Here is a 19954-nt window from a genome sequence, read left to right on the forward strand (position 1 = left end):
TCAATCGCCCCAGGCGGCCTGGGCGATCCAGTACTCGCTGCCGTCGGCGCTGACGCCGCGCGTCCACTCGCTGGTGCGGCGCAGGGCGGGTTCGACCCGCGCGGTCGCCGCGTCGGCGCCGTCGGGACCGTCCTGATCGACCTGCCAGTGCACCCAGTTGACCTCCTGGCCGGCGCTGTCGTGCACGAACAGGTCGACGTGGTGCCAGCCGTACTGGTGGGTGTCGGCGTAGCAGGTCAGGAACATCGTCCGGCCCTGGATGTCCGCGCTCATCGCTCTCCCGCCAACGGTGCGCTGAACAGGCGTTCCGTACGGAAGGCCGAAATACGGGGGTGATCCGGGCCGATCCGGAAGGTCACGTCGAGCTTGGCGACCATGATCTCGGAGAAACCCGACTCGTAGTGCGAGAGCTGCTGCATCGGCCAACTCCCTTGGGCGGTACCGCCCTTGACGTCGACAGTGCCGGGGAGGAGCAAGTGCACGTTCGTACGGAAGTGAGGGGTGGGCGGCAGGTAGGCCGACAGCATCCCGACGATCGCCTCGCGGCCCTCGGTACGGCCGAACTTCTCGGCGTACTCGCCACCGCCGCCCTCCCAGACCGCGTCCTCGGTGAAGAGGTCCCCCAACTCGCCCTCCGCGCGGACCGGAACGTCGCAGAGGGCGAGGTAGCGGGCCAGGGTGTCGACGACCCGCCGCTCGCTCGATTCCCCGCTCATGACGCGTCCCTCTCCCGCGCCAACCGCAGCCGCTCCGCCCGGCGTTGGGCCTGCCGCCGGGGATCGGGCACGGGCGCGGCGAGCAACAGCCGTTTCGTATAGGCGTGTTCGGGGTGCTCGGTGACCTGGGCGGCGTGGCCCGTCTCCACGATGTCGCCGCGGTAGAGCACGGCCACCCGGTGGCTGATGTGCCGTACGACGGAGAGGTCGTGCGTGACGAACAGATACGCCACCCCCGTGGCCTCCTGGATCTCGATGAACAGGTCGAGCACGCGGGCCTGGGTGGACAGGTCCAGGGCGCTGACCGGTTCGTCGCACACGATCAGCTTGGGGTCCCGGCACAGGGCGCGTGCGATGGCGATGCGCTGTCGCTGGCCGCCGGAGAACTCGCGCGGCAGTCGCTGCGCCGCGTCGTGCGGGAGATACACCTGGTCGAGCAGGGTCTGGACGCGGCGTTCCGCGTCGGTGCGCGAGACGCCGGTCACGAGCATCGGTTCGGTGAGGATGTCCATGACGGTCAAGGCCGGGTTCAGCGAGGTGAACGGGTCCTGGAAGACGACTTGGATGTCCTTGCTCAGCGCCCGCCGCTCCCGTTTGCCGAGTCCTGAGACCGGCTTTCCGGCGTACCGGATCGAGCCGCCGGTGACGGGGGCGAGGCCGAGGACCGCCCGGCCCAGGGTCGTCTTGCCGGAGCCGGACTCGCCGACCAGGCCGAGTGTCTCGCCGGGTGCGATCGACAGGGACACTCCGTGCAGGACGCGGAAGGGCTTCGCGCGGCGGCCCTTGCCGGGGTACTCGACGACGACGTCTTCCAGTTCGAGCAGCGGGGTCGGGGCCGCGGGGCCGGCGGTCATGACGTCACCTCCTTCAAGGGGGCGCCCAGGGCGGCACGCGCCGGGCCGCCTTCGAGGGTGGAATCGAGGAGCATCCGCGTGTACGCGTGCTCGGGTGACGCGAAGATCTTCTCGACGGGTGCCGTCTCGACGATGCGTCCGGTCTGCATGACGGCGACCCGGTCGCAGATGTCGGCGACGACGCCGAAGTCGTGGGTCACGAGGATCATGCCCATCTCGCGTTCCTGTTGCAGGGAGCGCATGAGGTCGAGCACCTCGGCCTGGACGGTGACGTCGAGTGCGGTGGTCGGCTCGTCGGCGATGAGCAGTTGGGGATCGCACGACACGGCGCCCGCGATCAGTACGCGTTGGGCCATGCCGCCCGAGACCTGGTGCGGGTACGACTTGAACACCCGCTCCGGGTCCGGGATGCCGACGCGCTCCAGGAGTTCGAGCGCCTTGGTGCGGGCTTCGCCCCGGGAGAGGCCCAGATGCTGGCGCATGGGTTCGACGAGCTGGGAGCCGATACGGAAGCAGGGGTCGAGGTTGGACATGGGCTCCTGCGGTACGTATCCGATCCCGCGTCCGCGCAGAGCGTTGAGCGCGGCCTGGCTCACTCCGAGCAACTCCTTGCCCGCGAAGGACATCTGATCCGCCGTCACCTCGGCCTCGTTCGGCAGCAGTCCGAGGACGGCGAACGCGGTCTGGCTCTTGCCGGAGCCGGACTCGCCGACCAGGCCCAGGACTTCACCGCGCTCCACGGTCAGGCCGACTCCGTCGACGACGACCTTGTCCCCGTCGGAGCCGCCGGAACCTCCGGGCTTCGGGTAGCCGACCCGGAGGCCCTCCACGGTGAGCAGGCGATCGGACGGTGCCCCGGCGGCGGGCTTCCTCGGGGCCGGTCGGCGCCGGCGGACCACCCGGGTCTCGGTCGTCCCCAGGGCGTCGCGCACCGCGTTGCCGAGCAGGCTGGCCGCCAGGATGGTCACGCCCATCGCGAGGCCTGGCCACACCAGCAGCGTCGGCTTGGTGTACACGTTGGTGAAGCCGTCGTTGAGCATCGCGCCCCAGCTGGCCTGGGACGCCTTTCCCAGACCGAGGAAGGACAGCCCGGCCTGGATGCCGATCGCCACCGCGAACAGCTGCGTCGCCTGGATGACCGAGGGCGCGATGACCACCGGCAGGATGTGCCGCCGCATGATGCGGGGGTCGCCGAGGCCGGAGACCCGCGCGGCGTCGACGTACAGCTCCTCGCGCACCGAGACCACCGAGGCGCGGATCAGCCGGAAGACCATCGGCGCCATGATGACGCCCAGGACGATCATCGCGACGTTGAGGTCCTGGGAGACGGCCGCCATCACCACCAGCATCACGATGATGGCGGGCACGGCCATGATCACGTTGATGATCCAGCCGGCGGCCGCGTCGAACCAGCCCCGGTAGAAGCCGCTGACCAGGCCGAGCGGTCCACCGACCAGGAAGGCGACCAGAGCGGCGAGCGTGCCGCCGAGCAGGCTGGTCCGGCCGCCGTAGAGGAGCCGTGACAGCACGTCCCGGCCGACGCCGTCGCCGCCGAGCGGGTGGGCGCCCGACATCGGTGCGAGGGTGTCCGAGAGGACGCTGTGGTCCGGTGCGTAGTCGGTGAGCAGGGGGGCGGCCAGGCTCGCGAGGATCACCAGGGCCAGGATCACGAGGCAGGCGAGGGCCACCGGGTCGCGCAGGGTCCGGCGCAGGAGGCGGTCCCGTTTGGGGATCGCCGCGGTCTCCGGGACGGTCATGAGACACGCACCTTCGGGTTGAGCCAGCCGTACGCGATGTCCAGCAGCAGGTTGACGGCGACGACGACGGTGACGGTCACCACGACCGTGCCGAGCAGGACGGGCGCGTCTCCGCGGACGGCCGCCGAGTTGGCGAGCGTGCCGATGCCCGGCAGTCCGAACACCTTCTCCACGACGACCGCGCCGCCGATCAGGCCGATGAACTGGAGGGCGAGCACGGTCAGGGCGGGTGGGGCGGCGTTCCGCAGGGCGTGCCGGTACACGACTCTGCGGGTGCTGAGTCCCCGGCTGCGCAGCGTGCGGACGAAGTCGGCGCGCAGGACGTCGATCAGTGCCCCGCGCACCTGCATCGCGGTGGCCGCGGTGGCCGCGACCGCCAGGGCCACGGCGGGCAGGATGACCGACTGGAGCCATCCCGAGACGGACGTGCCGAGGGCGACATATCCGGTGGCCGGCAGCAGTCCGAGCTGGACCGCCATGACGACCGCGAGGACCAGGGCGATCAGGAAGCTGGGGATCGCGGTGCCGAGCACCGCGGCGAACTGCACGACGCGGTCCACCCAGCCGCCGCGCAGCGCTGCCAGGGTCCCCAGCGCGATGCTGAGGACCAGGGCGATCAGCATGCCGACGAGGACGATCGAGAGCGTGATCGGAAGGGTGTTCATCAGGGACTGGTTCACCGAGTCGCCGGTGAACCAGGACTGGCCCAGATCGCCGTGCACGGCCCGGTCGATCCAGTGCCCGTACCTGACCACCAGGGGTTCGTCGAGGCCGAGTTCATGGGCCTTGGCGGACACCTGGGCCGGCGAGGCGGTCTCGCCGAGGATGTTGCGGGCCACGTCGCTGCCGGTGAGGCTGAGCAGCAGGAACGTCGCGGTGGCCACCACGACCACCAGGACGACACCGGCGGCGATGCGCCGGAACAAGAAGACAAGCACGGTCAGTTCCTCCTTCCGCGGGTCGCAGCGGCCTCGCCGCTACTTCGTCGGCGCGAAGTTGTAGATCGGCGGGAAGTTGATGCCGGGCTGCGGTGTCACCTTCACGTCCTTGGCGGTGCCGTAGGCGTTCACCGTGGGGGTCCACGGGGCGTCCCACGCCTGGTTCACGACGTAGGTGTTGAGCTTCTTGAGCAGTGCGGTGCGCTCGGTCCCGGACGCCTTCGAGATCTGGGTGATCAGGGCGTCGGCCTTGGGGTCGTCGTACTTGAGGGGGTTCCAGGTGGAGTTCTTGGTCAGCTCCAGCTGGACCTTGTCCCACGAGGTCGGGGCGCCCAGCTTGAAGTAGGTCAGGGCGTACTTGCCGGAGAGCATGCTGCTGAAGATCTGGTCGCTCGGCAGGTTGTCCAGCTTCACCTTGATCCCGATGTTCTTGAGGGACTGGGTGAGGGCCTCCTGCTCCTGCGGGAACAGGGCGGACAGGTCCGGCAGGGTGACCGAGAAGCCGTTCGGGTAGCCGGCCTCGGCGAGGAGCTTCTTGGCCTTCGCCGGGTCGTAGGAGTACGTGGAGTTCAGCGAGGCGTCGTAGCCCTCCTCCCACGGGGCGAACAGCTGCGTGGTGGGCTCGCCGAGTCCGGTCTTGGCCGTCTTGATGATGGCCTGCTTGTCGAAGGCGTAGTTGAGCGCCTGCCGGACCTTGAGCTTGCCGAGCGCGGGGACGATCTTGCCGGCCCGGTCCCAGATGAACAGGCCCTCGATGTCGCCGGGTTGGTAGGTGATGACGTTCAGCCCGCGGTCCTTGACGGTCTTGACCTTGCTGAGGCTGAGCGAGGCACCGTCGAGCTGGCCCGTGAGGAGGGCGTTGGTGCGTGCCGTCGGGTCGGCCAGGTACTTGATGACGATCTTGTCGAACGGGAAGGCCTTCGCGTTCCAGTAGCCCGAGGTGCGCGTGTAGGTGTACGTCTGGCCGGCCGTCGTCGCGGAGGTGTCCAGCTGGTACGGGCCGGAGCCGACGGGGGTTTTCGGGTTGTCCAGCGATTTGGGGCTGGCGATCATGCCGGAGACCTGGCCCAGAGCGGGGAGCAGGGCGGCGGTGGGGTGGCTCAGCTTGATGACGACGGTCTGGGCATCCGTGGCGTCCACGCTCGCGATGTCCTGGATCTCGCCGGCGGCCGTGCCCGTGCCGCTCTTGGTGTGCAGGAGGTTCTGCCTGACGGCCTGCGCGTCGACGGCCGTGCCGTCGGTGAACTTCACACCGCTGCGCAGCTTCAGCGTCAGGGTGGTCTCGGCCTTGTCGTACGACCACGAGGTGGCCAGGTTCGGGGTGGGCTCGTTCTTCGAGTTCAGCCGGACCAGCGTGTCGTAGACCGGCTGGTAGTACTGGGCCTCGGGGCCCATGCTGGCCTTCGCGAGGTCCCACGGCGTGGCCGTGACCGACTCGGAGATGGTCAGTGTCTTGTCGGCGGCACCGGTCGAGGCGGTGCCGCCACAGGCGGCGGTTGTGACGGTCAGGAATCCGGCGCCGATGAACGCCGCTGTCTTGCGCATGATCTCTCCATCTGTTCCATTACCACTGTCTCCTCGGCTCCCCGCGGTCGTCCCGCTCCCCGGGTGTGAACAACCAGTCATTCGACGTTCCGAGCCGGTGGATCACTGCACGTACTTGGCGGCCCACTCCCCGCACTTCCGGACGCTCTCCTCCGGCGTCGGCTGGGCCCCGCGGTCGACCTCGATGATCAGCCAGCCGTCGAAGCCGTCCGGGAGCGCGTCGACGAAGCCTTCGATGTCGGCGTTTCCGTGGCCGGGTTCCGACCACAGGCCCGCCTTCACCGTCCTGCGGTAGTCCCATCCCGCCTCCCTCGCCTGTGCGGCAAGGTTGAGGTCCAGGTCCTTGATGTGGACGCTCGCCACGCGGTCGGCGTAGTCGCGGACGAGCTGCGCGGCGTCGGCGCCCGCCCAGGCCAGGTGGCCCATGTCGGGACCGAACCCGAGGACCGAGGCGTCGACGGTGTCGAGGACGAAGCGGGTCTCCTCCTCCGTCTCGGCCCAGGTGCCCACGTGCGGGTGGAAGGCGGGGGTGATGCCCTCGGCGCGGATGATCCCGGCCGTCTCCGCCAGCAGGTCCCGTACGCGCTCCAGCCGGTCCCGGTCGGCGTCCTGGCCGACCGCCGGGTGGGCCACGCGTACCGCGTCCTTGGCCATCCCCATGGCGAGGAACATCGTGGGCACGCCGAGCTCCGCGTGCTGTGCGGCGATCCGCGCGGCGTTGTCCCGGTACTGCTGCCGCTCCCCCTCGTCCTCGGTGAGCCGTACGGGAACGTAGCCGGGCGCGGCGCTGAGTCCGTACTCGGTCAGCAGCGCGGCGTACTTCGAGGCCGTCATGTCGCCGGGGACGTCGCTGTGCACGGCGGTGATGCCGGCGTCGCGGATGACTTCGAGCCGGTTCTCCAGCGACGGCGCGAGGGTGGGGTCGATCCAGCCCTCGGCACTGGCCACCCATTGCAGGGGGTTGATGGCGAGGCGGTCCTGCCTGATCTTCATGTTCTCGGGTCCTTTCGGCGTGCGGTGGGTGGCTCGGGATCAGTGGGCGTAGCGGGGCGCGGGGCGCTCGCAGCTGCTTTCCAGCGCGACGACCCGGCTCTCCTGCTGCGAGATCTCGAAGCTCGCGAGGACTTCCAGGGTGTGGAAGGCGAACTGGGCGTTCGCGCGGTGCGGTTCGCCGGCGAGCGCGCCGACGAGGTCCTGAACTCCCAGGCCCCGGCGGTGCTGCTCGGGTGTGCCCACGGCGCCGAACAGCTCGGTCACCGGGGTGAGCACCTCCCAGTCGCTGTCCTGGTGGCGCTTGATCCGTACGTCACCGTCGAAGAAGTTGGGGTTCGGCAGCGCGAGCGTGCCCTCGGTGCCGTAGATCTCGATGCGCGGCAGTTCGGTGTCCCAGACGTCGAAACTCATCAGGACCGTGCCGATGGCTCCGGAGGCGAAGGTGAGCACGGCGGACGCGTGGGTGGGTACCTCGACGGTGATCTCGTCGACCACGCGGTCGGGGCTGGTGACCTTGCGGGTCCTGGCTCCGATGCGGGTGGCGGCGGAGAGCGAGCCGACCGGGCCGAGGCAGTTGATGAGGGCTGCCAGGTAGTAGGGGCCCATGTCGAACACGGGGCCGGCGCCCGGCTGGAAGAAGGAGCGCGGGTCGGGGTGCCAGGTCTCGGCGCGGCTGGAGCGTACGAAGGCGGTGGTGCCGACGACCTCGCCGATCAGCCCGGCGTCGATCGCGTGCCGTGCGGTCTGTACGGCGCTGCCCAGGAAGGTGTCCGGGGCTGATCCCAGCATCCGGCCGGTGCGCGCCGCGGCTTCGAGGATGCTCCGGCCCTCCTCGACGGTGACGGCGAGGGGCTTCTCCGCGTAGACGTGCTTTCCGGCCTCCAGCGCGGCGATGGTGGTCTTCGCGTGGAACTGCGGCGGCGTGATGTTGATGATGATCTCGACGCTGTCGTCGGCGAGGAGTGCGGTGTCGTCGCCCCATTCCGGGATGCCGAACTCGGCGGCGGCCTGCTTGGCGCGGGCCGGGTCGATGTCGGCGACGCGGACCACGTCCAGCTCCGGGAAATTACGCAGGCCTTCGACGTAACGGCCGAATATGTTGCCCGCGCCCAGAATCCCGATGCGGTGCCGCGTGTTCTCCTGAGCCATGAATCTCCTGCGCTTTCTTGTCAGTTGGGGGGTGTCGGTCGAGTGGCGGGGCGCTGCCCGTCAGGCCGCGATCAGTGGGCGCAGCGTGCGGTGGGCGATCTCAAGACCCGTCTTGACCTTCTCCTCGGTGCCGCTCCACACCGGGTCCTCGTGCTCGACCGAGAGAGTTCCGGTGAAGCCGTTCTCGTACAGGGCGTCCACGACGGCGTTCCAGTCGACCTGGCCGCGGCCCGGGACGCGGTAGCGCCACCAGCCGTTGTCCCAGGGGTCGTCGCGCCCGACCGCCTTGCCGAAGACGCCGTAGCGGTCGATCGCGCCGGACAGGATCTCGGCGTCCTTGGCCTGGGCGTGGACGATGCGGTCGGCGTAGGGCGCGATGGTCTTCACCGGGTCGACGCCGATCCACGTCAGGTGCGAGGGATCCCAGTTGAGGTAGAGCCCGAGGGAGAACATCCACTCCCACAGCTCGGGCGAGTAGGCGAGGTTGCCCGGGTAGCCGTCCGGGTGCCAGCCCTCCATCACACAGTTCTCGATGATGACGCGTACGCCGCGTTCGCCCGCGTACTCGACGAGTTCGGGGAAGACCTTCTCGGCCTCGCGGAGGCTGTGCGCCACGGGTTGGGTCCAGTCCCGGCCGACGAAGGTGCCGACGTACGGGACGTCGAGGAGGGCCGCGGTGTCGATGACCTTCTTGAGGTGGGTGTGGATCTCCTCCCGGCGCCCGGCGTCGGGGTGGAGGTTGTTCTCGTAGTAGGCGAGCGCCGAGAGCTGGAGCCGGTGGCGCTCGAACAACTCCCGTGTCTCGTCCGCCTGTTGGGTGCCGAAGTCGGCCACCGGCAGGTGTGCGGCTTCGAAGTCGCGGCCACCCGTGACGGGCCAGGCGGCGACCTCCAGGGCCTCGTATCCGGTCTCGCTCGCCCAGGCGGCGATCTGTGTCAGGGAGAGGTTCGGGAGACAGGCTGTGAGCATGCCGAGTTTCATACGGGGGCCTCCTGGCTCTCGTGGTGGAGGACGGGACCGTCCACGTCGGTCCATCCGAGGGAGCGGGACGACCGCAGCACGGCTTCGACCAGCCGGGCCGAGCGCAGCCCGTCCGCGCCGGTGGGCAGGCCTTCGGGCGTGCCGCCCTCGATGGCCGTATAGGCGTCGGTGACAAAGGAGTTGAAGCAGTCGGCGTAGCCCTGGGCGTGTCCGGCGGGCAGCCGGGACAGGCGCCGCTGCTCGGCGGAGCCGTGCTGTGGATCGCGGACGAGGATGCGTGCGCCGTCCTGGGCGCCCAGCCAGGCGGTCTCGGGATTCTCCTGGTCGAAGACCGCGCTGCCGTCGGCGCCGTCGAGCTCGAACCAGAGCCGGTTCTTGCGACCCGCCGAGACCTGGGAGACCGTCAGCGTGCCCAGGACACCGTCCTCGGTGCGCAGCAGTACGGCGGCCACGTCCTCGGTGGGCCGGTCGGCGAAGGTGGTGCCGATGCGGGCCGTCAGTTCGGTGAAGCGGACTCCGGCGACCCACTCCACCAGGTCGCACCAGTGGGATCCGATGTCGGCGAAGGCCCGCGAGGGCCCGCCCTCGGCCGGGTCCACCCGCCAGGACGTCGCGTCCTCGGCCAGCAGCCAGTCCTGGAGGTAGCTGCCGTGGATGAGCTGCCACGCCCCGAACTCACCGCGCAGGCGGCGGTCGCGGATCTCCCGGACCAGGGGGTGATAGCGGTAGACGAAGGGAACGGCCAGCAACAGCCCGGCGCGCTCGGCGAGTTGGGTCAGCCGCTCGGCGTCGGCGGCTGCCGTGGCCAGCGGCTTCTCGCAGATCACGTGCTTGCCAGCACGCAGGGCCGCCTCGGCCTGCGGGACGTGCAGGGCGTTGGGTGTGCAGAGGTGCACCACCGTGACGCTCTCGTCGGCGAGTACCGCGTCGAAGTCCGGATACCGGGCGGGTACGTCCCACTCCTTGGCGACCTGTGCGCTGCGCTCGGGAGTCGATGCCACCGCTCCGGCGAGGATTCCGCCGGCCGAGCGGATCGCCGCGGCGTGTACCGCGCCGATCATTCCGGTCCCGACCACGACCGCTCGCAGGGAACCACTCACCGGTGCACCTCCGCCGTCTTCCGACCGACCGCGGCCTGAACGCCGCGTTGCGCATCACCATCGTTTAGTTCGCCGGAAAAGCACAAGAGGCCCTATTTAATTTTCTCCAAGGCCTAAGATCGGTCAAATCTCGGGTTCGCATCGAAACGATCTCGTCATGATCCAGACATCCTTGGCCTGAACACCTTGTTGACGAGCGGAAGGTGACGTCATTAGGGTCACCAGAATGCATAAAGGCGACGGATATAGCGAGGGAAGCACCGCGGGGACGGCACCGTCCTCCCCGGTGCCGGTCGCGCTGCGCAGGGTGCTGGATCTCGTGGTCTCCGGTGAGGCGACCAGCCGTGCGGAGATCTCCCGGCGCAGCGGCCTCGCCCGCTCGACCGTGGGCCAGCAGGTCGATCACCTCGTGGCACGCGGCATACTCCAGGAGCTGGAGAGCAGGGAGTCGGTCCGGGGGCGCCCGCCGCGGGTCCTGACGATCAGCCCGCAGGCCGGGACCATCGCCGTCGCGGACATCGACACCCTGTCGAGCCAGGTCGCCATCGCCGACCTCACCCAGCGGGTGATCGCGCACGAGACCGTGGACGTCCGGATCGACGCCGGCCCCAAGGCGGTGCTGGACGCGGTGACGGAGCGGCTGTCGAGTCTGCTGGCGAAGCACGGCCGCGACCCGGGCCGGGTCCGCGAGACGGTGGTCGGCCTGCCCGGCCCCGTCGACTTCCAGCACGGTTGCGCGGTGCGTCCGACCGGCATGCCCGGATGGGACAGCTATCCCGTCGCCGAGCACCTGCGCACCGCGTTCCGCTGCCCGGTCGTGGTGGACAACGACGTCAACCTGATGGCGCTCGGCGAGGCCGGCCAGGCCGAGGCGGACACTCCGCTGCTGTGCATCAAGATCGCCAGCGGTATCGGTGCCGGCATCGTCACCGCGAACGGTGACGTGTACCGCGGAGCGGACGGGGCGGCCGGCGACATCGGCCACATCCGGGCGGTCGGCGGCGGCGATGTGCTGTGCGCCTGCGGCAACATCGGCTGCGTGGGAGCGCTCGCCTCCCACCGGGCGATCCTGCGCAGCCTCGGCATTCCCGAGTCGACGGGCGAGGACCCGCTGCACGGCGCACACGAACTGGCGCTGCGGGTGGCCAACAGCGATCCGCCCGCCCTGCACGCGCTGCGCCAGGCCGCCACGGAGATCGGTGAGGTGGTGGCGATGCTGGTGCACATGTTCAACCCGCGCACCCTGGTGCTGGGCGGCCCGTTGAGCGAACTCCGCGACGATCTGCTCTCCGGCGTCCGCGCGGTGGTCTACCAGCGCGCCCTGCCCCTGGCCACCCGCAAACTCACCATCACCACCACCCAGCTCGGCGCCGCGGCCGGGATCCACGGCGGGATCGCGCTCGCCACCCGGGACATCTTCAGCCCGCCGGGCATCGCACGACTCCTGGCGAGCGAGCCGACGTAGGGGCTCCTGGCACGCCGGGCCGTTCAAGGGCTCTCGGCGCACCGGACCGCGTAAAGGAATCCCCTACACACTCCAGCCAACTCCCAATTGTCGGCCCGTTCCCGCCGCGCCTAGCGTGAAGGCACGGCGGGAACGAGGACCGCCCGGCAATGCGAGGAGTTCGTCCCATGACGCAGTCGCTGGAATCCCCGGCACCGGTCGATTCCGACGCCCGAGCGGCCGACTTCGACCGCGTGCTGTCCCAAGTGGCCGAGCGGCGCGCGGAGTTCGAGGAGAAGCGGCACGTTCCGCGGGACATGATCGCGGAGTTCAAGCGAGCCGGTCTCTACCGGGCGGGTGCCCCGAAGCGCTTCGGCGGCGACGCACTGGCGCCGGCCGAGTTCCTGCGGCTCATCGAGCGGATATCGGAGGTCGACGGATCGGCGGGCTGGGTGGCCAGCTTCGGCTCGGCCCTCGTCTATCTGGCCGCGCTGCCCCTGGAGACCCAGGCCGAGTTGTACGCCGACGGGCCCGATGTGGCCTTCGCCGGGGGCCTGTTCCCGGTCCAGCCGGCCGAACTCGTCGACGGCACCTACCGGGTGTCGGGCCGGTGGAAGTTCGCCAGCGGCTGCAAGGGCGCGGACGTCCTCGGTGTCGGCATCAAGGCGAGCGGGGGCGAGGCCGGTCAGCGGAACGCCGGTCGTCCACTGACCGCCGTGCTGCGCCCCGAGCAGGTGGAGATCGTCGAGAACTGGGACGTCATCGGCCTGCGCGGCACCGGAAGCCACGACCTGGTGGCCGACGGTGCGCTCGTCCCCGAGGAGTGGACGTTCGTACGCGGCGGCGAACCCACCGTCGACGAACCGCTGTACCGCTACCCGACCGTCCCCTATGCCGCCCAGGTCCTTGCCGTGGTCGGCCTCGGAGTCGCCCGCGCCGCACTCGACCAGGCGATCGCCAGCGGCGGACGCGCCGGATTCACCGGCGCCCCGAAGCCCGCCGAACGCGCCACCTACCGCATCGCGGTGGGCCAGGCCGAGGCCCAACTCCGGTCCGCACGCGCCTTCTTCTACGAGACCACCGGCGAGGTGTGGGCCACGGTCGAGGCCGGGGACCCCGCGACCTCCGAGCAGGCCAGCCTGCTCCGGCTCGCCTCCGCCCATCTCGCGAAGAACTCGTTCGAGGTCGTCCGCGCCGCCTACCAGCTCAGCGGCATCCCGGCCATCACCGACGGCCACCCGATGCAGCGCTTCCTGCGCGACGCGTCCGTCGTCCCGCAGCACGCCTTCCTCCAGGAGGGCATGTACGACGGCGCCGGCGCGGTCCTCATAGGCGTCGAGCCCTTCCCCGGCTACCTCTAGCAGCCCTTCCCGGCCACCTCCGAGCAGCCCTTGTCCGGCCCACCCCTGAAAGGCGGGAACTCCCCCATGCCCGATTCCGGCGGCAAACCCCTGCGCGTGCTCTTCTGCATCGGCGTCAACCAGAACTTCTTCGACCTGCCCACCGGTCAGGGCAAGGCGGTCTGGGACGGCTTCACGACCATGCTCTCCCAGCTCTGGGAACTGCCCGGCGTGAACGTCCTCGGCACCATGGACGACGACCAGCACATGGTCGGCCCCTCCGGCTCCTGGCCCTGGACGTCGTACGTCCTCGCCGACGTGACCGACCAGCCGACGGTGGCCGCGGCCTGCAACCTCTTCCGCACCGTCCAGGTCGGCGAGCACGGGCTGTGGCGCTACGTGAAGATCGAGGCGCGCGTCGGCCGTCCGCTGCCGGAGCCGGAGGCCACCCGATGACCGTGTCCCCGGAGATTCCCGACATCGCCGCGCTCGTCGAGGGCGACCGCGTCGCCGGCACCCTCTACACCGGCCCGGAGCTGTTCGAGCTGGAGATGGACCGGATCTTCCACCGCACCTGGGTGTGGGTGGCCCACGAGAGCGAGATCGCCAAGGCGGGCGACTTCAAGACGGCCTGGATCGGCCGCCGTCCCGTCATCGTCAGCCGCGACCGCCGCGGCGGCATCAACGTGCTCCTCAACCGCTGCCGCCATCGCGGCGCCAGCGTCTGCGACGTCCCCAAGGGCAACGGCAACGGCTTCACCTGTCCCTACCACGCGTGGTCGTACGCCCTGGACGGCACACTGCGCGGCATCCCCTATCCCGAGGGCTACGAGAACGTCACGGAGAAGAGGGACCTGCCGCTGCAACGCCTCAAGGTGGGGACGTACGCGGGCATGATCTTCGCGAGCTTCGACGACGAGATCGAACCGCTGGAGGACTTCCTCGGCGGGGCACGGCTGTGGATCGACCGCTTCATGAAGCAGGGCGCCGGCTTCCCGATCAAGGTGCAGGGCGAGCACAAGTTCCGTTTCCAGGGCAACTGGAAGATCCAGCTGGAGAACACGACCGACTGGTACCACTTCCCGATCGTGCACCGCTCCTGGATGTCGTCCGTGGACGCCGAGACCGCGAGCATGCTGTCGATCATGACCGACGAGAGCGCGGTCACCCACGCCCTCGGCAACGGCCACAGCGTGTCCGTCTCCGTCGCCGAGCATGTCGACCTGGACGTCGACGACGGCAGCGAAAAGCTCCAGGACCGCTTCCGCCATGTCATCGAGGAGTTGTCCAAGGACCTGCCTCCGGAGCGGGTGCGGCGGATCGTGCGCTCGCTGCACGGCGCGGGCTTCAACCTCAACCTGTTCCCGAACGTGGCCATGTCGATGTCCTTCTTCCGGGTCCTGCGGCCGGTCTCGGTCACGGAGACGGAGATCCGGCACGTGGCCCTCGGCCTCGACGGCGGCCCCGAGATCGTCAACCGCGAACGGCTGCGCATCCACGAGCACTTCCAGGGCCCGTTCGGCTTCGGCAGCCCCGACGACGCCGAGGCCTGGAACCGCGTCCAGCGCGGCGTGACCGGCGGTGTCGACATGCCGATCCTCGTCAACCGGGGCCTCGGCCGGGAGAAGCCGAACGACCTGGGCCAGCCGACCTCCCACGCGACCGACGAGACCGGCATGCGCGAGGCGTACGCGATGTGGAAGAGGATGATGACCGATGTCAAGTGACGTTCTCAGTACGACAGTTGGTGACGTCCTCAGCACGGCAGTTGTGGATGCCGAACTGCCGCTCGACGATCCGCGAGCCCTCGCAGCGCTCTCCCTCATCTGGCGCGAGGCCCGCCTCCTGGACGCCAAACGGTACGAGGAATGGGACACCCTGTGGGCGGAGGGCGGCGAGTACGTCGTCCCCATCGACCCGGAGACGACGGACTTCGCCGGCTCGCTGAACCTGGTGTACGACGACGACCGGATGCGCCGGATGCGCATCGAGCGGCTGACCGGAGGCTTCTCCATCTCGGCGACGGCAGCGGCCCGTACGGTCCGTACCGTCTCCCGCTTCACGGTCGCCGCCCGTGACGAGTCCGGGGATTCCATCGAGATCTGTTCGGCGCAGGTGGTCGTGGGCTACAAGCGCGGCGAGACCTTCGTCCTGGCGGCCGATCTCACCCACCGCATCGCGTTCACCGGCGACGGTCCCCGGATCGCGCGCAAGGTCGTCCGTCTGATCAACTCCGAGGACGCCGTGACGGCGTCGGGGTTCCTCCTGTGAGCCCGGCGGGGTGGGAGGACGACCAGCCGCGCGTCGTGCTGGTCACCGGAGCGGCCCGCGGCCTGGGCGCCTGCATCGCCTCCCGGTTCTACGACCGCGGCTACCGCGTCGCCGTCACCGACCTGGACGGGGAGGCCGCGGTCAAGACCGCCGCCGCCCTGGACCCGACCGGGAGTTCCGCGGTCGGACTCGGCCTGGACGCCCGCGACAAGACCGCGTTCGTACGGGTCCTGGACGACCTGGTCGCACGCTGGGGCGCCGTCCACGTCCTGGTCAACAACGCGGGCCTCTCCAAGGTCGAGGCGCTGATGGACATCACCCCCGACAGCTTCAGCGCGGTCGTGTCGGCCAACCTCGACGGCACGTTCCTCGGCTGTCAGGTGCTCGGCGCGTACTTCGCCGACCGCGGTTACGGGCGCATCGTCAACATCGCCTCGCTCGCCGGACAGAACGGCGGCACGGCGACCGGCGCGCACTATGCCTCGGCCAAGGGCGGCGTCATCACGCTGACCAAGGTCTTCGCCCGTGAACTCGGGCCGCAGGGCGTGACGGTCAACGCCATCTCCCCCGGCCCCCAGGAACTGCCGTCCGTCCGCGAGAACGTCGACCCCGACAGGCTCGCGCAGATCGAGGCCTCGATTCCCGTACGCCGCCTCGGCCGCCCCGAGTTCATCGCCGACATGGCCGTGCTGCTGGCGGCGGACACCGCGGACACGGTGACCGGGGCGTGCTGGGACGCCAACGGCGGCCTCTACCTGCGCTGAGGCCCTCCATGAGCTGAGGTCCCTCGCCCCTTTGGTCCCTGCTGGTTCCGCTGGTTCCCACTGGTTCCGCCCCGAACGTGAAGGCAGACGGATGTTCACTGTCACCGTCACCGAGGCCGTCGACGTCACCGACGCGGTCAAGGTCCTCCGGCTGGCCCGCACCGACGGCAGCCCGCTCCCGGGCTACCCGGCCGGTGCCCACATCGACGTGACCGGACCGACCGGAATCACCCGCCCCTACTCACTGTGCGGACCACCGCACGACCCCGGCGCATACACCATCGCCGTCAAACGCGAGGAGACGTCCCGGGGCGGCTCCCACGCCCTGCACGACAAGACGGAACCCGGCACGGAGCTGCGCATCGGCGCACCCCGGCAGCTCTTCGGTCTCGACGCCGACGCGAGCGAGCACCACCTGGTCGCGGGCGGCATCGGTATCACGCCGCTGCTCGCGATGGCGTACGAACTCCTCGCCACCGGTGCGGACTTCAGGCTGCACTACGTGGCGCGGAGCCGGGCCGAGGCGGCCTTCGCGGACCGGCTGGAGGAGTCCGCCTTCGCCGGCCGGGTCGTCCTCCACCTCGGGCACGGGCGGGAGACGGCGGTCCAGGCGCTCTCCGCCGCGCTCACCGATCTCCCGGCGAGCGCGCACGTCTACACCTGCGGCCCCCAGGGGTTCATGGAACAGGTCACCGCGCTCGCGGCCCGCAGCGTGCCGGAGGACCAGATCCACTCCGAGCTGTTCCAGGCGGCGGACCAGCCGGACGCCGCCCCCGGCGAGAGTTTCGAGGTCGAACTCGACACCGGCGAGGTCTACACCGTGCCCGCCGACAAGAGCATCGCCGAAGTGCTGGAGGACAACGGAGTCCCGCTCGACACCTCCTGCCGCGAAGGCATCTGCGGCACCTGCGTCCTACGGGTCCTCGACGGCGAGCCCGACCACCGCGACCACTGCCTGACCGCCAAGGAAAAGGCGGCGGGCGACCAGATCGCCGCGTGTGTATCCCGCTCCAGGTCACCCCGCTTGGTGGTCGAGCTGTGGTGAGCGGGCACGCCGAGCGATGCGCCGGAGTCCGGCGCGGAGAGGAACGAACGACCATGAACGCGTACGACCCTCAACACGCCCCGAACCGGGCGGACTTCAGGGAGGCGATGGCGCACCTTCCCGCGGCCGTCAACATCCTGACGACGGACGGACCGAACGGCCGCTGCGGCATCACCGTCAGCGCGGTCTGCTCGGTGACGGACGATCCGCCGACCGTCCTGGTCTGCGTCAACCGCAAGAGCGCCATGCACGACGTCTTCAGCGCCAACGGGCGCGTGTGCGTCAACGTACTCGGCGGGGACCAGCAGGAGTTGGCGCTGCACTTCGCCGGCGCGACCGAGGCGTCCATGGCCGAGCGCTTCACCTGGGACGTCTGGGACCGGACGCACGACGTGCCGGTGCTCAAGGACGCGGTGGTGACCGTGGTCGGCACCATCAAGGACTCGAAGGCCATGGGCACCCACAGCGTGCTGTTCGTCGAGATCGAGCGGATCCGTACCCGGCCGGGCGGCGACAGCCTCGTCTACTTCAACCGAAGCTTCCACCGGCTGGACTCGGCGCCGCCGGTGGCCTGTTGAAAAACAGCCCGTCGAAATCCGCCCGTTGGGCAACAGCCCGTTGAACTCCGCCCGTTGGGCAACAGCCCATTGGATTGCGCCTGTTGAGGAACACCCCTACTTCGAAAGCAGGTTGACGTGCTCTCACTGACCTCCGCCGCACACGACCCGCGCCAAGCGGTCGACGGCGCGCTGCGACGCCTGGCCGAGACCGAGCCGGACATCCGTGCCTGGGTTCGCGTCGACGCGGAGGGTGCGCGCAGGGCGGCCGAGGGCATCACGGACGGGCCGCTGCGGGGTGTGCCGGTCGGCGTCAAGGACATCATCGACGTCGCCGGGCTGCCCACCGAGTGCGGCTCCCCGCTCCGGCGAGGGCGGATCGCCCCGTCCGACGCCTGGCTGGTGGACCGGCTGCGCCGGGCGGGTGCCGTACCGCTGGGCAAGACGGTCACCACCGAGTTCGCGTACTTCCAGCCGGGTCCGACCCGCAACCCGCACAACCTCGCCCACACTCCGGGCGGTTCCTCCAGCGGGTCGGCGGCGGCGGTCGCGGCGGGCGTGGTGCCGTTGGCGCTGGGCTCGCAGACGGCGGGTTCGCTGACCAGGCCGGCGTCCTTCTGCGGTGTCGCCGGGTTTGTCGCCCCGGTCGGCGCCTGGTCGACACGGGGGATCACCGGACTCAGCCCGAGCCTGGACGCACCGGGACTGATCACCCCCGGAGTCACCGAACTGGCCGCCGTGGTCGAGGCGGTCGACGGCACCAGGGCCGAAGTCCCGGACTGGACCGGGGTGTTGGTCTGGCGCGGGACCGAACTGGCCGACATCGACCCGGCGATGCTCGACGCGCTGGACCGCACCGCCAAGGCCCTGACGGCGACCGGGGCCAAGGCGAACGACCTGGGCGGCCAGGTCCGTACACCCGAACTCGCCGAGACCCACGCCACCGTCATGGCGTACGAGGCCGCGCGATCCCTGGCCGCCGAGGCGGAGTACCCGGAGTCGCTGAGTACACCCCTGCGCGAACTGCTGGAGCGTGGCCGCCGGACCTCCGAGGGCGAGTACCGCAGGGCACAGCACATCGCCGGCACCGCCCGCGCCCGGGTCCTCGACCTGCTCACCCGGGTCGACGTGATCCTCGCTCCGGCCGCCCCGGGCCCGGCCCCGCGCGGGCTGGACGCCACCGGCACCCCCGTGCTCAGCCGCCCCTGGCAACTGCTCGGCCTGCCCGTCGTCACCGTCCCCGGCCACCGGGACCCGCACGGCATGCCGCTCGGCCTCCAACTCATCGGCCACCCCGACCGCGTGGCCCGCCTGCTCGGCATCGCCCGGCACACCGAGGCGGTCATCCAGGAGATCGCGGGCGGCACCCGATGAAGATCACCGCGATCGAGACGATCCCGTACTCGATCCCGTATCTGAAACCCCTGCGCTTCGCGAGCGGTGAGGTGCACAGCGCCGAGCACGTGCTCGTCCAGGTCCACACCGACGAAGGGCTGGTGGGCGTCGCCGACGCGCCGCCCCGCCCCTTCACCTACGGCGAGACACAGCAGTCCGTGATCGCCGTCATCGAGAAGATCTTCGCCCCGCAGCTCACCGGCATGGACGTGTTCGCCCGCGAGCAGGTACACGCCCGGCTGCATCGCACCGTCGGCAACCCGGCCGCCAAGTCGGCCGTGGACATGGCCCTTTGGGACATCGCCGGCCAGGCTCTGGGCCAACCGGTCACCCACCTCCTCGGCGGCTACACCGACCGGATGCGCGTCTCGCACATGCTCGGTTTCGACGCCCCGGAGCGGATGGCCGAGGAGGCCGAGCGGATCCGGGACACGTACGGCATCACCACCTTCAAGGTGAAGGTCGGGCGGCGGCCCATCACCCTCGACCTCGATGTGTGCCGGGCACTCCGCGAAGTCCTGGGCGACGAGGCCGAGTTGTACGTCGACGGCAACCGCGGCTGGACCGCCTCGGAGTCCGCCACCGCCCTGCGCGCACTCGAACCCGTCGGCATCACCCTCGCCGAGGAGCTGTGCCCCGCCGACGACGTGCTGGGACGCCGCTGGCTCGTACGGCAGTGTCCCGTGCCGTTCGTCGCGGACGAGTCCGCCACCACACCCGCTGAGGTCACCCGCTCCCTGCTGGACGGCGCGGCCACCGCGATCAGCGTCAAGACCGCCCGCACCGGCTTCACCCGGTCCCAGCGCGTGCTGTTCCAGTGCGAGGGGATGGGCGCCGAGGTGGTGATGGGCAACCAGATCGACGGCCAGTTGGGCACGGTGTGCACGGTCGCCTTCGGCGCCGCGTACGCCGCCGCCTCCCGCCGCGCCGGCGAACTCTCCAACTTCCTGGACATGAGCGACGACCTGCTCACCGAACCGGTCACGATCACCGACGGCACGCTCGCCGTACGGAACCTGCCCGGTCTGGGCGTCGCGATCGACCCGGACAAGCTCACCCGCTACCGCCAGGACCGCTGAACCGCATTTCCCGACCGGCAAAGGAG

Annotated in this window: 20 protein-coding genes; 10 read left to right on the forward strand and 10 right to left on the reverse strand. The window is 70.1% G+C overall.

From position 1 onward, the window contains the following. From OG407_RS06390 to OG407_RS06435, 10 genes are all read right to left on the reverse strand, one after another. Complete coding sequence (locus OG407_RS06390) at positions 1 to 273, reverse strand: hypothetical protein (RefSeq protein WP_405855837.1); 273 nt, start codon at positions 271 to 273, stop codon at positions 1 to 3. Then, entirely contained in the window at positions 270 to 716 is a 447-nt protein-coding gene (locus OG407_RS06395) for a nuclear transport factor 2 family protein (RefSeq protein ID WP_405855839.1), read from the reverse strand. The genes OG407_RS06390 and OG407_RS06395 overlap by 4 nt, the downstream gene beginning before the upstream one ends. Continuing rightward, a complete protein-coding gene (locus tag OG407_RS06400) occupies positions 713 to 1570 on the reverse strand; it encodes an ABC transporter ATP-binding protein (RefSeq protein WP_405855841.1) in 858 nt (285 codons plus the stop codon). Before OG407_RS06400 ends, OG407_RS06395 begins: the two co-directional genes overlap by 4 nt. Further along, positions 1567 to 3327 carry an ATP-binding cassette domain-containing protein gene (locus OG407_RS06405; RefSeq protein ID WP_405855843.1) on the reverse strand — a complete coding sequence of 587 codons (1761 nt, stop codon included), beginning with the start codon at positions 3325 to 3327 and terminating at the stop codon, positions 1567 to 1569. The genes OG407_RS06400 and OG407_RS06405 overlap by 4 nt, the downstream gene beginning before the upstream one ends. Next, entirely contained in the window at positions 3324 to 4265 is a 942-nt protein-coding gene (locus OG407_RS06410; RefSeq protein ID WP_405855845.1) for an ABC transporter permease, read from the reverse strand. Before OG407_RS06410 ends, OG407_RS06405 begins: the two co-directional genes overlap by 4 nt. Before the next feature lie 39 nt (positions 4266 to 4304). Beyond that, positions 4305 to 5810, reverse strand: coding sequence for an ABC transporter substrate-binding protein (locus OG407_RS06415; protein WP_405855847.1), 1506 nt, complete (start codon positions 5808 to 5810; stop codon positions 4305 to 4307). A 102-nt stretch (positions 5811 to 5912) separates the two neighbouring features. After that, entirely contained in the window at positions 5913 to 6803 is an 891-nt protein-coding gene (locus OG407_RS06420) for a sugar phosphate isomerase/epimerase family protein (RefSeq protein ID WP_405855849.1), read from the reverse strand. Between the two features lie 39 nt (positions 6804 to 6842). After that, positions 6843 to 7952, reverse strand: a complete 1110-nt coding sequence (locus OG407_RS06425) for a Gfo/Idh/MocA family protein (protein ID WP_405855851.1) — start codon at positions 7950 to 7952, stop codon at positions 6843 to 6845. Between the two features lie 60 nt (positions 7953 to 8012). Next, positions 8013 to 8921: a sugar phosphate isomerase/epimerase family protein gene (locus tag OG407_RS06430; protein ID WP_405855853.1), complete on the reverse strand. Its 909-nt coding sequence runs from the start codon at positions 8919 to 8921 to the stop codon at positions 8013 to 8015. An 8-nt stretch (positions 8922 to 8929) separates the two neighbouring features. Next, positions 8930 to 10033, reverse strand: a complete 1104-nt coding sequence (locus OG407_RS06435) for a Gfo/Idh/MocA family protein (RefSeq protein WP_405855855.1) — start codon at positions 10031 to 10033, stop codon at positions 8930 to 8932. Between the two features lie 226 nt (positions 10034 to 10259). Here OG407_RS06435 and OG407_RS06440 point away from each other — a divergent pair, with 226 nt between their 5' ends. The 10 genes from OG407_RS06440 to OG407_RS06485 all read left to right on the forward strand — a co-directional run bounded on the left by OG407_RS06440 (position 10260) and on the right by OG407_RS06485 (position 19928). Then, positions 10260 to 11498: an ROK family protein gene (locus OG407_RS06440; protein WP_405855857.1), complete on the forward strand. Its 1239-nt coding sequence runs from the start codon at positions 10260 to 10262 to the stop codon at positions 11496 to 11498. Between the two features lie 167 nt (positions 11499 to 11665). Then, entirely contained in the window at positions 11666 to 12838 is a 1173-nt protein-coding gene (locus tag OG407_RS06445) for an acyl-CoA dehydrogenase family protein (RefSeq protein ID WP_405855859.1), read from the forward strand. Positions 12839 to 12904: 66 nt separating this feature from the next. After that, a complete protein-coding gene (locus tag OG407_RS06450) occupies positions 12905 to 13273 on the forward strand; it encodes a hypothetical protein (protein ID WP_405855861.1) in 369 nt (122 codons plus the stop codon). Further along, positions 13270 to 14544 (forward strand): Rieske 2Fe-2S domain-containing protein, encoded by a 1275-nt coding sequence (locus OG407_RS06455; RefSeq protein ID WP_405855863.1) that lies wholly within the window; start codon positions 13270 to 13272, stop codon positions 14542 to 14544. Before OG407_RS06450 ends, OG407_RS06455 begins: the two co-directional genes overlap by 4 nt. Next, complete coding sequence (locus tag OG407_RS06460; RefSeq protein WP_405855865.1) at positions 14534 to 15088, forward strand: aromatic-ring-hydroxylating dioxygenase subunit beta; 555 nt, start codon at positions 14534 to 14536, stop codon at positions 15086 to 15088. Before OG407_RS06455 ends, OG407_RS06460 begins: the two co-directional genes overlap by 11 nt. Then, complete coding sequence (locus tag OG407_RS06465; RefSeq protein WP_405855867.1) at positions 15085 to 15852, forward strand: SDR family NAD(P)-dependent oxidoreductase; 768 nt, start codon at positions 15085 to 15087, stop codon at positions 15850 to 15852. Before OG407_RS06460 ends, OG407_RS06465 begins: the two co-directional genes overlap by 4 nt. 91 nt (positions 15853 to 15943) lie before the next feature. After that, on the forward strand, positions 15944 to 16897 hold the full coding sequence (locus OG407_RS06470) for a PDR/VanB family oxidoreductase (protein WP_405855869.1): 954 nt from the start codon (positions 15944 to 15946) through the stop codon (positions 16895 to 16897). 53 nt (positions 16898 to 16950) lie between these two features. Further along, positions 16951 to 17475, forward strand: coding sequence for a 4-hydroxyphenylacetate 3-monooxygenase, reductase component (gene hpaC / locus OG407_RS06475; protein ID WP_405855871.1), 525 nt, complete (start codon positions 16951 to 16953; stop codon positions 17473 to 17475). Positions 17476 to 17592: 117 nt separating this feature from the next. Continuing rightward, entirely contained in the window at positions 17593 to 18828 is a 1236-nt protein-coding gene (locus tag OG407_RS06480) for an amidase (protein ID WP_405855873.1), read from the forward strand. Next, a complete protein-coding gene (locus tag OG407_RS06485) occupies positions 18825 to 19928 on the forward strand; it encodes a mandelate racemase/muconate lactonizing enzyme family protein (protein WP_405855875.1) in 1104 nt (367 codons plus the stop codon). The genes OG407_RS06480 and OG407_RS06485 overlap by 4 nt, the downstream gene beginning before the upstream one ends. Positions 19929 to 19954: the final 26 nt, after the last annotated feature.

The sequence above is a fragment of the Streptomyces sp. NBC_01515 genome, assembly GCF_045040345.1.
Lineage (GTDB): Bacteria > Actinomycetota > Actinomycetes > Streptomycetales > Streptomycetaceae > Streptomyces.

What these genes read in the sequence shown, in the direction of transcription:
- OG407_RS06390 (WP_405855837.1), bottom strand. Translation starts at nt 273, where the DNA reads ATGAGCGCGGACATCCAGGGCCGGACGATGTTCCTGACCTGCTACGCC.
- OG407_RS06395 (WP_405855839.1), bottom strand. Translation starts at nt 716, where the DNA reads ATGAGCGGGGAATCGAGCGAGCGGCGGGTCGTCGACACCCTGGCCCGC.
- OG407_RS06400 (WP_405855841.1), bottom strand. Translation starts at nt 1,570, where the DNA reads ATGACCGCCGGCCCCGCGGCCCCGACCCCGCTGCTCGAACTGGAAGAC.
- OG407_RS06405 (WP_405855843.1), bottom strand. Translation starts at nt 3,327, where the DNA reads ATGACCGTCCCGGAGACCGCGGCGATCCCCAAACGGGACCGCCTCCTG.
- OG407_RS06415 (WP_405855847.1), bottom strand. Translation starts at nt 5,810, where the DNA reads ATGCGCAAGACAGCGGCGTTCATCGGCGCCGGATTCCTGACCGTCACA.
- OG407_RS06420 (WP_405855849.1), bottom strand. Translation starts at nt 6,803, where the DNA reads ATGAAGATCAGGCAGGACCGCCTCGCCATCAACCCCCTGCAATGGGTG.
- OG407_RS06425 (WP_405855851.1), bottom strand. Translation starts at nt 7,952, where the DNA reads ATGGCTCAGGAGAACACGCGGCACCGCATCGGGATTCTGGGCGCGGGC.
- OG407_RS06430 (WP_405855853.1), bottom strand. Translation starts at nt 8,921, where the DNA reads ATGCTCACAGCCTGTCTCCCGAACCTCTCCCTGACACAGATCGCCGCC.
- OG407_RS06440 (WP_405855857.1), top strand. Translation starts at nt 10,260, where the DNA reads ATGCATAAAGGCGACGGATATAGCGAGGGAAGCACCGCGGGGACGGCA.
- OG407_RS06445 (WP_405855859.1), top strand. Translation starts at nt 11,666, where the DNA reads ATGACGCAGTCGCTGGAATCCCCGGCACCGGTCGATTCCGACGCCCGA.
- OG407_RS06450 (WP_405855861.1), top strand. Translation starts at nt 12,905, where the DNA reads ATGCCCGATTCCGGCGGCAAACCCCTGCGCGTGCTCTTCTGCATCGGC.
- OG407_RS06455 (WP_405855863.1), top strand. Translation starts at nt 13,270, where the DNA reads ATGACCGTGTCCCCGGAGATTCCCGACATCGCCGCGCTCGTCGAGGGC.
- OG407_RS06460 (WP_405855865.1), top strand. Translation starts at nt 14,534, where the DNA reads ATGTCAAGTGACGTTCTCAGTACGACAGTTGGTGACGTCCTCAGCACG.
- OG407_RS06470 (WP_405855869.1), top strand. Translation starts at nt 15,944, where the DNA reads ATGTTCACTGTCACCGTCACCGAGGCCGTCGACGTCACCGACGCGGTC.
- hpaC (WP_405855871.1), top strand. Translation starts at nt 16,951, where the DNA reads ATGAACGCGTACGACCCTCAACACGCCCCGAACCGGGCGGACTTCAGG.
- OG407_RS06485 (WP_405855875.1), top strand. Translation starts at nt 18,825, where the DNA reads ATGAAGATCACCGCGATCGAGACGATCCCGTACTCGATCCCGTATCTG.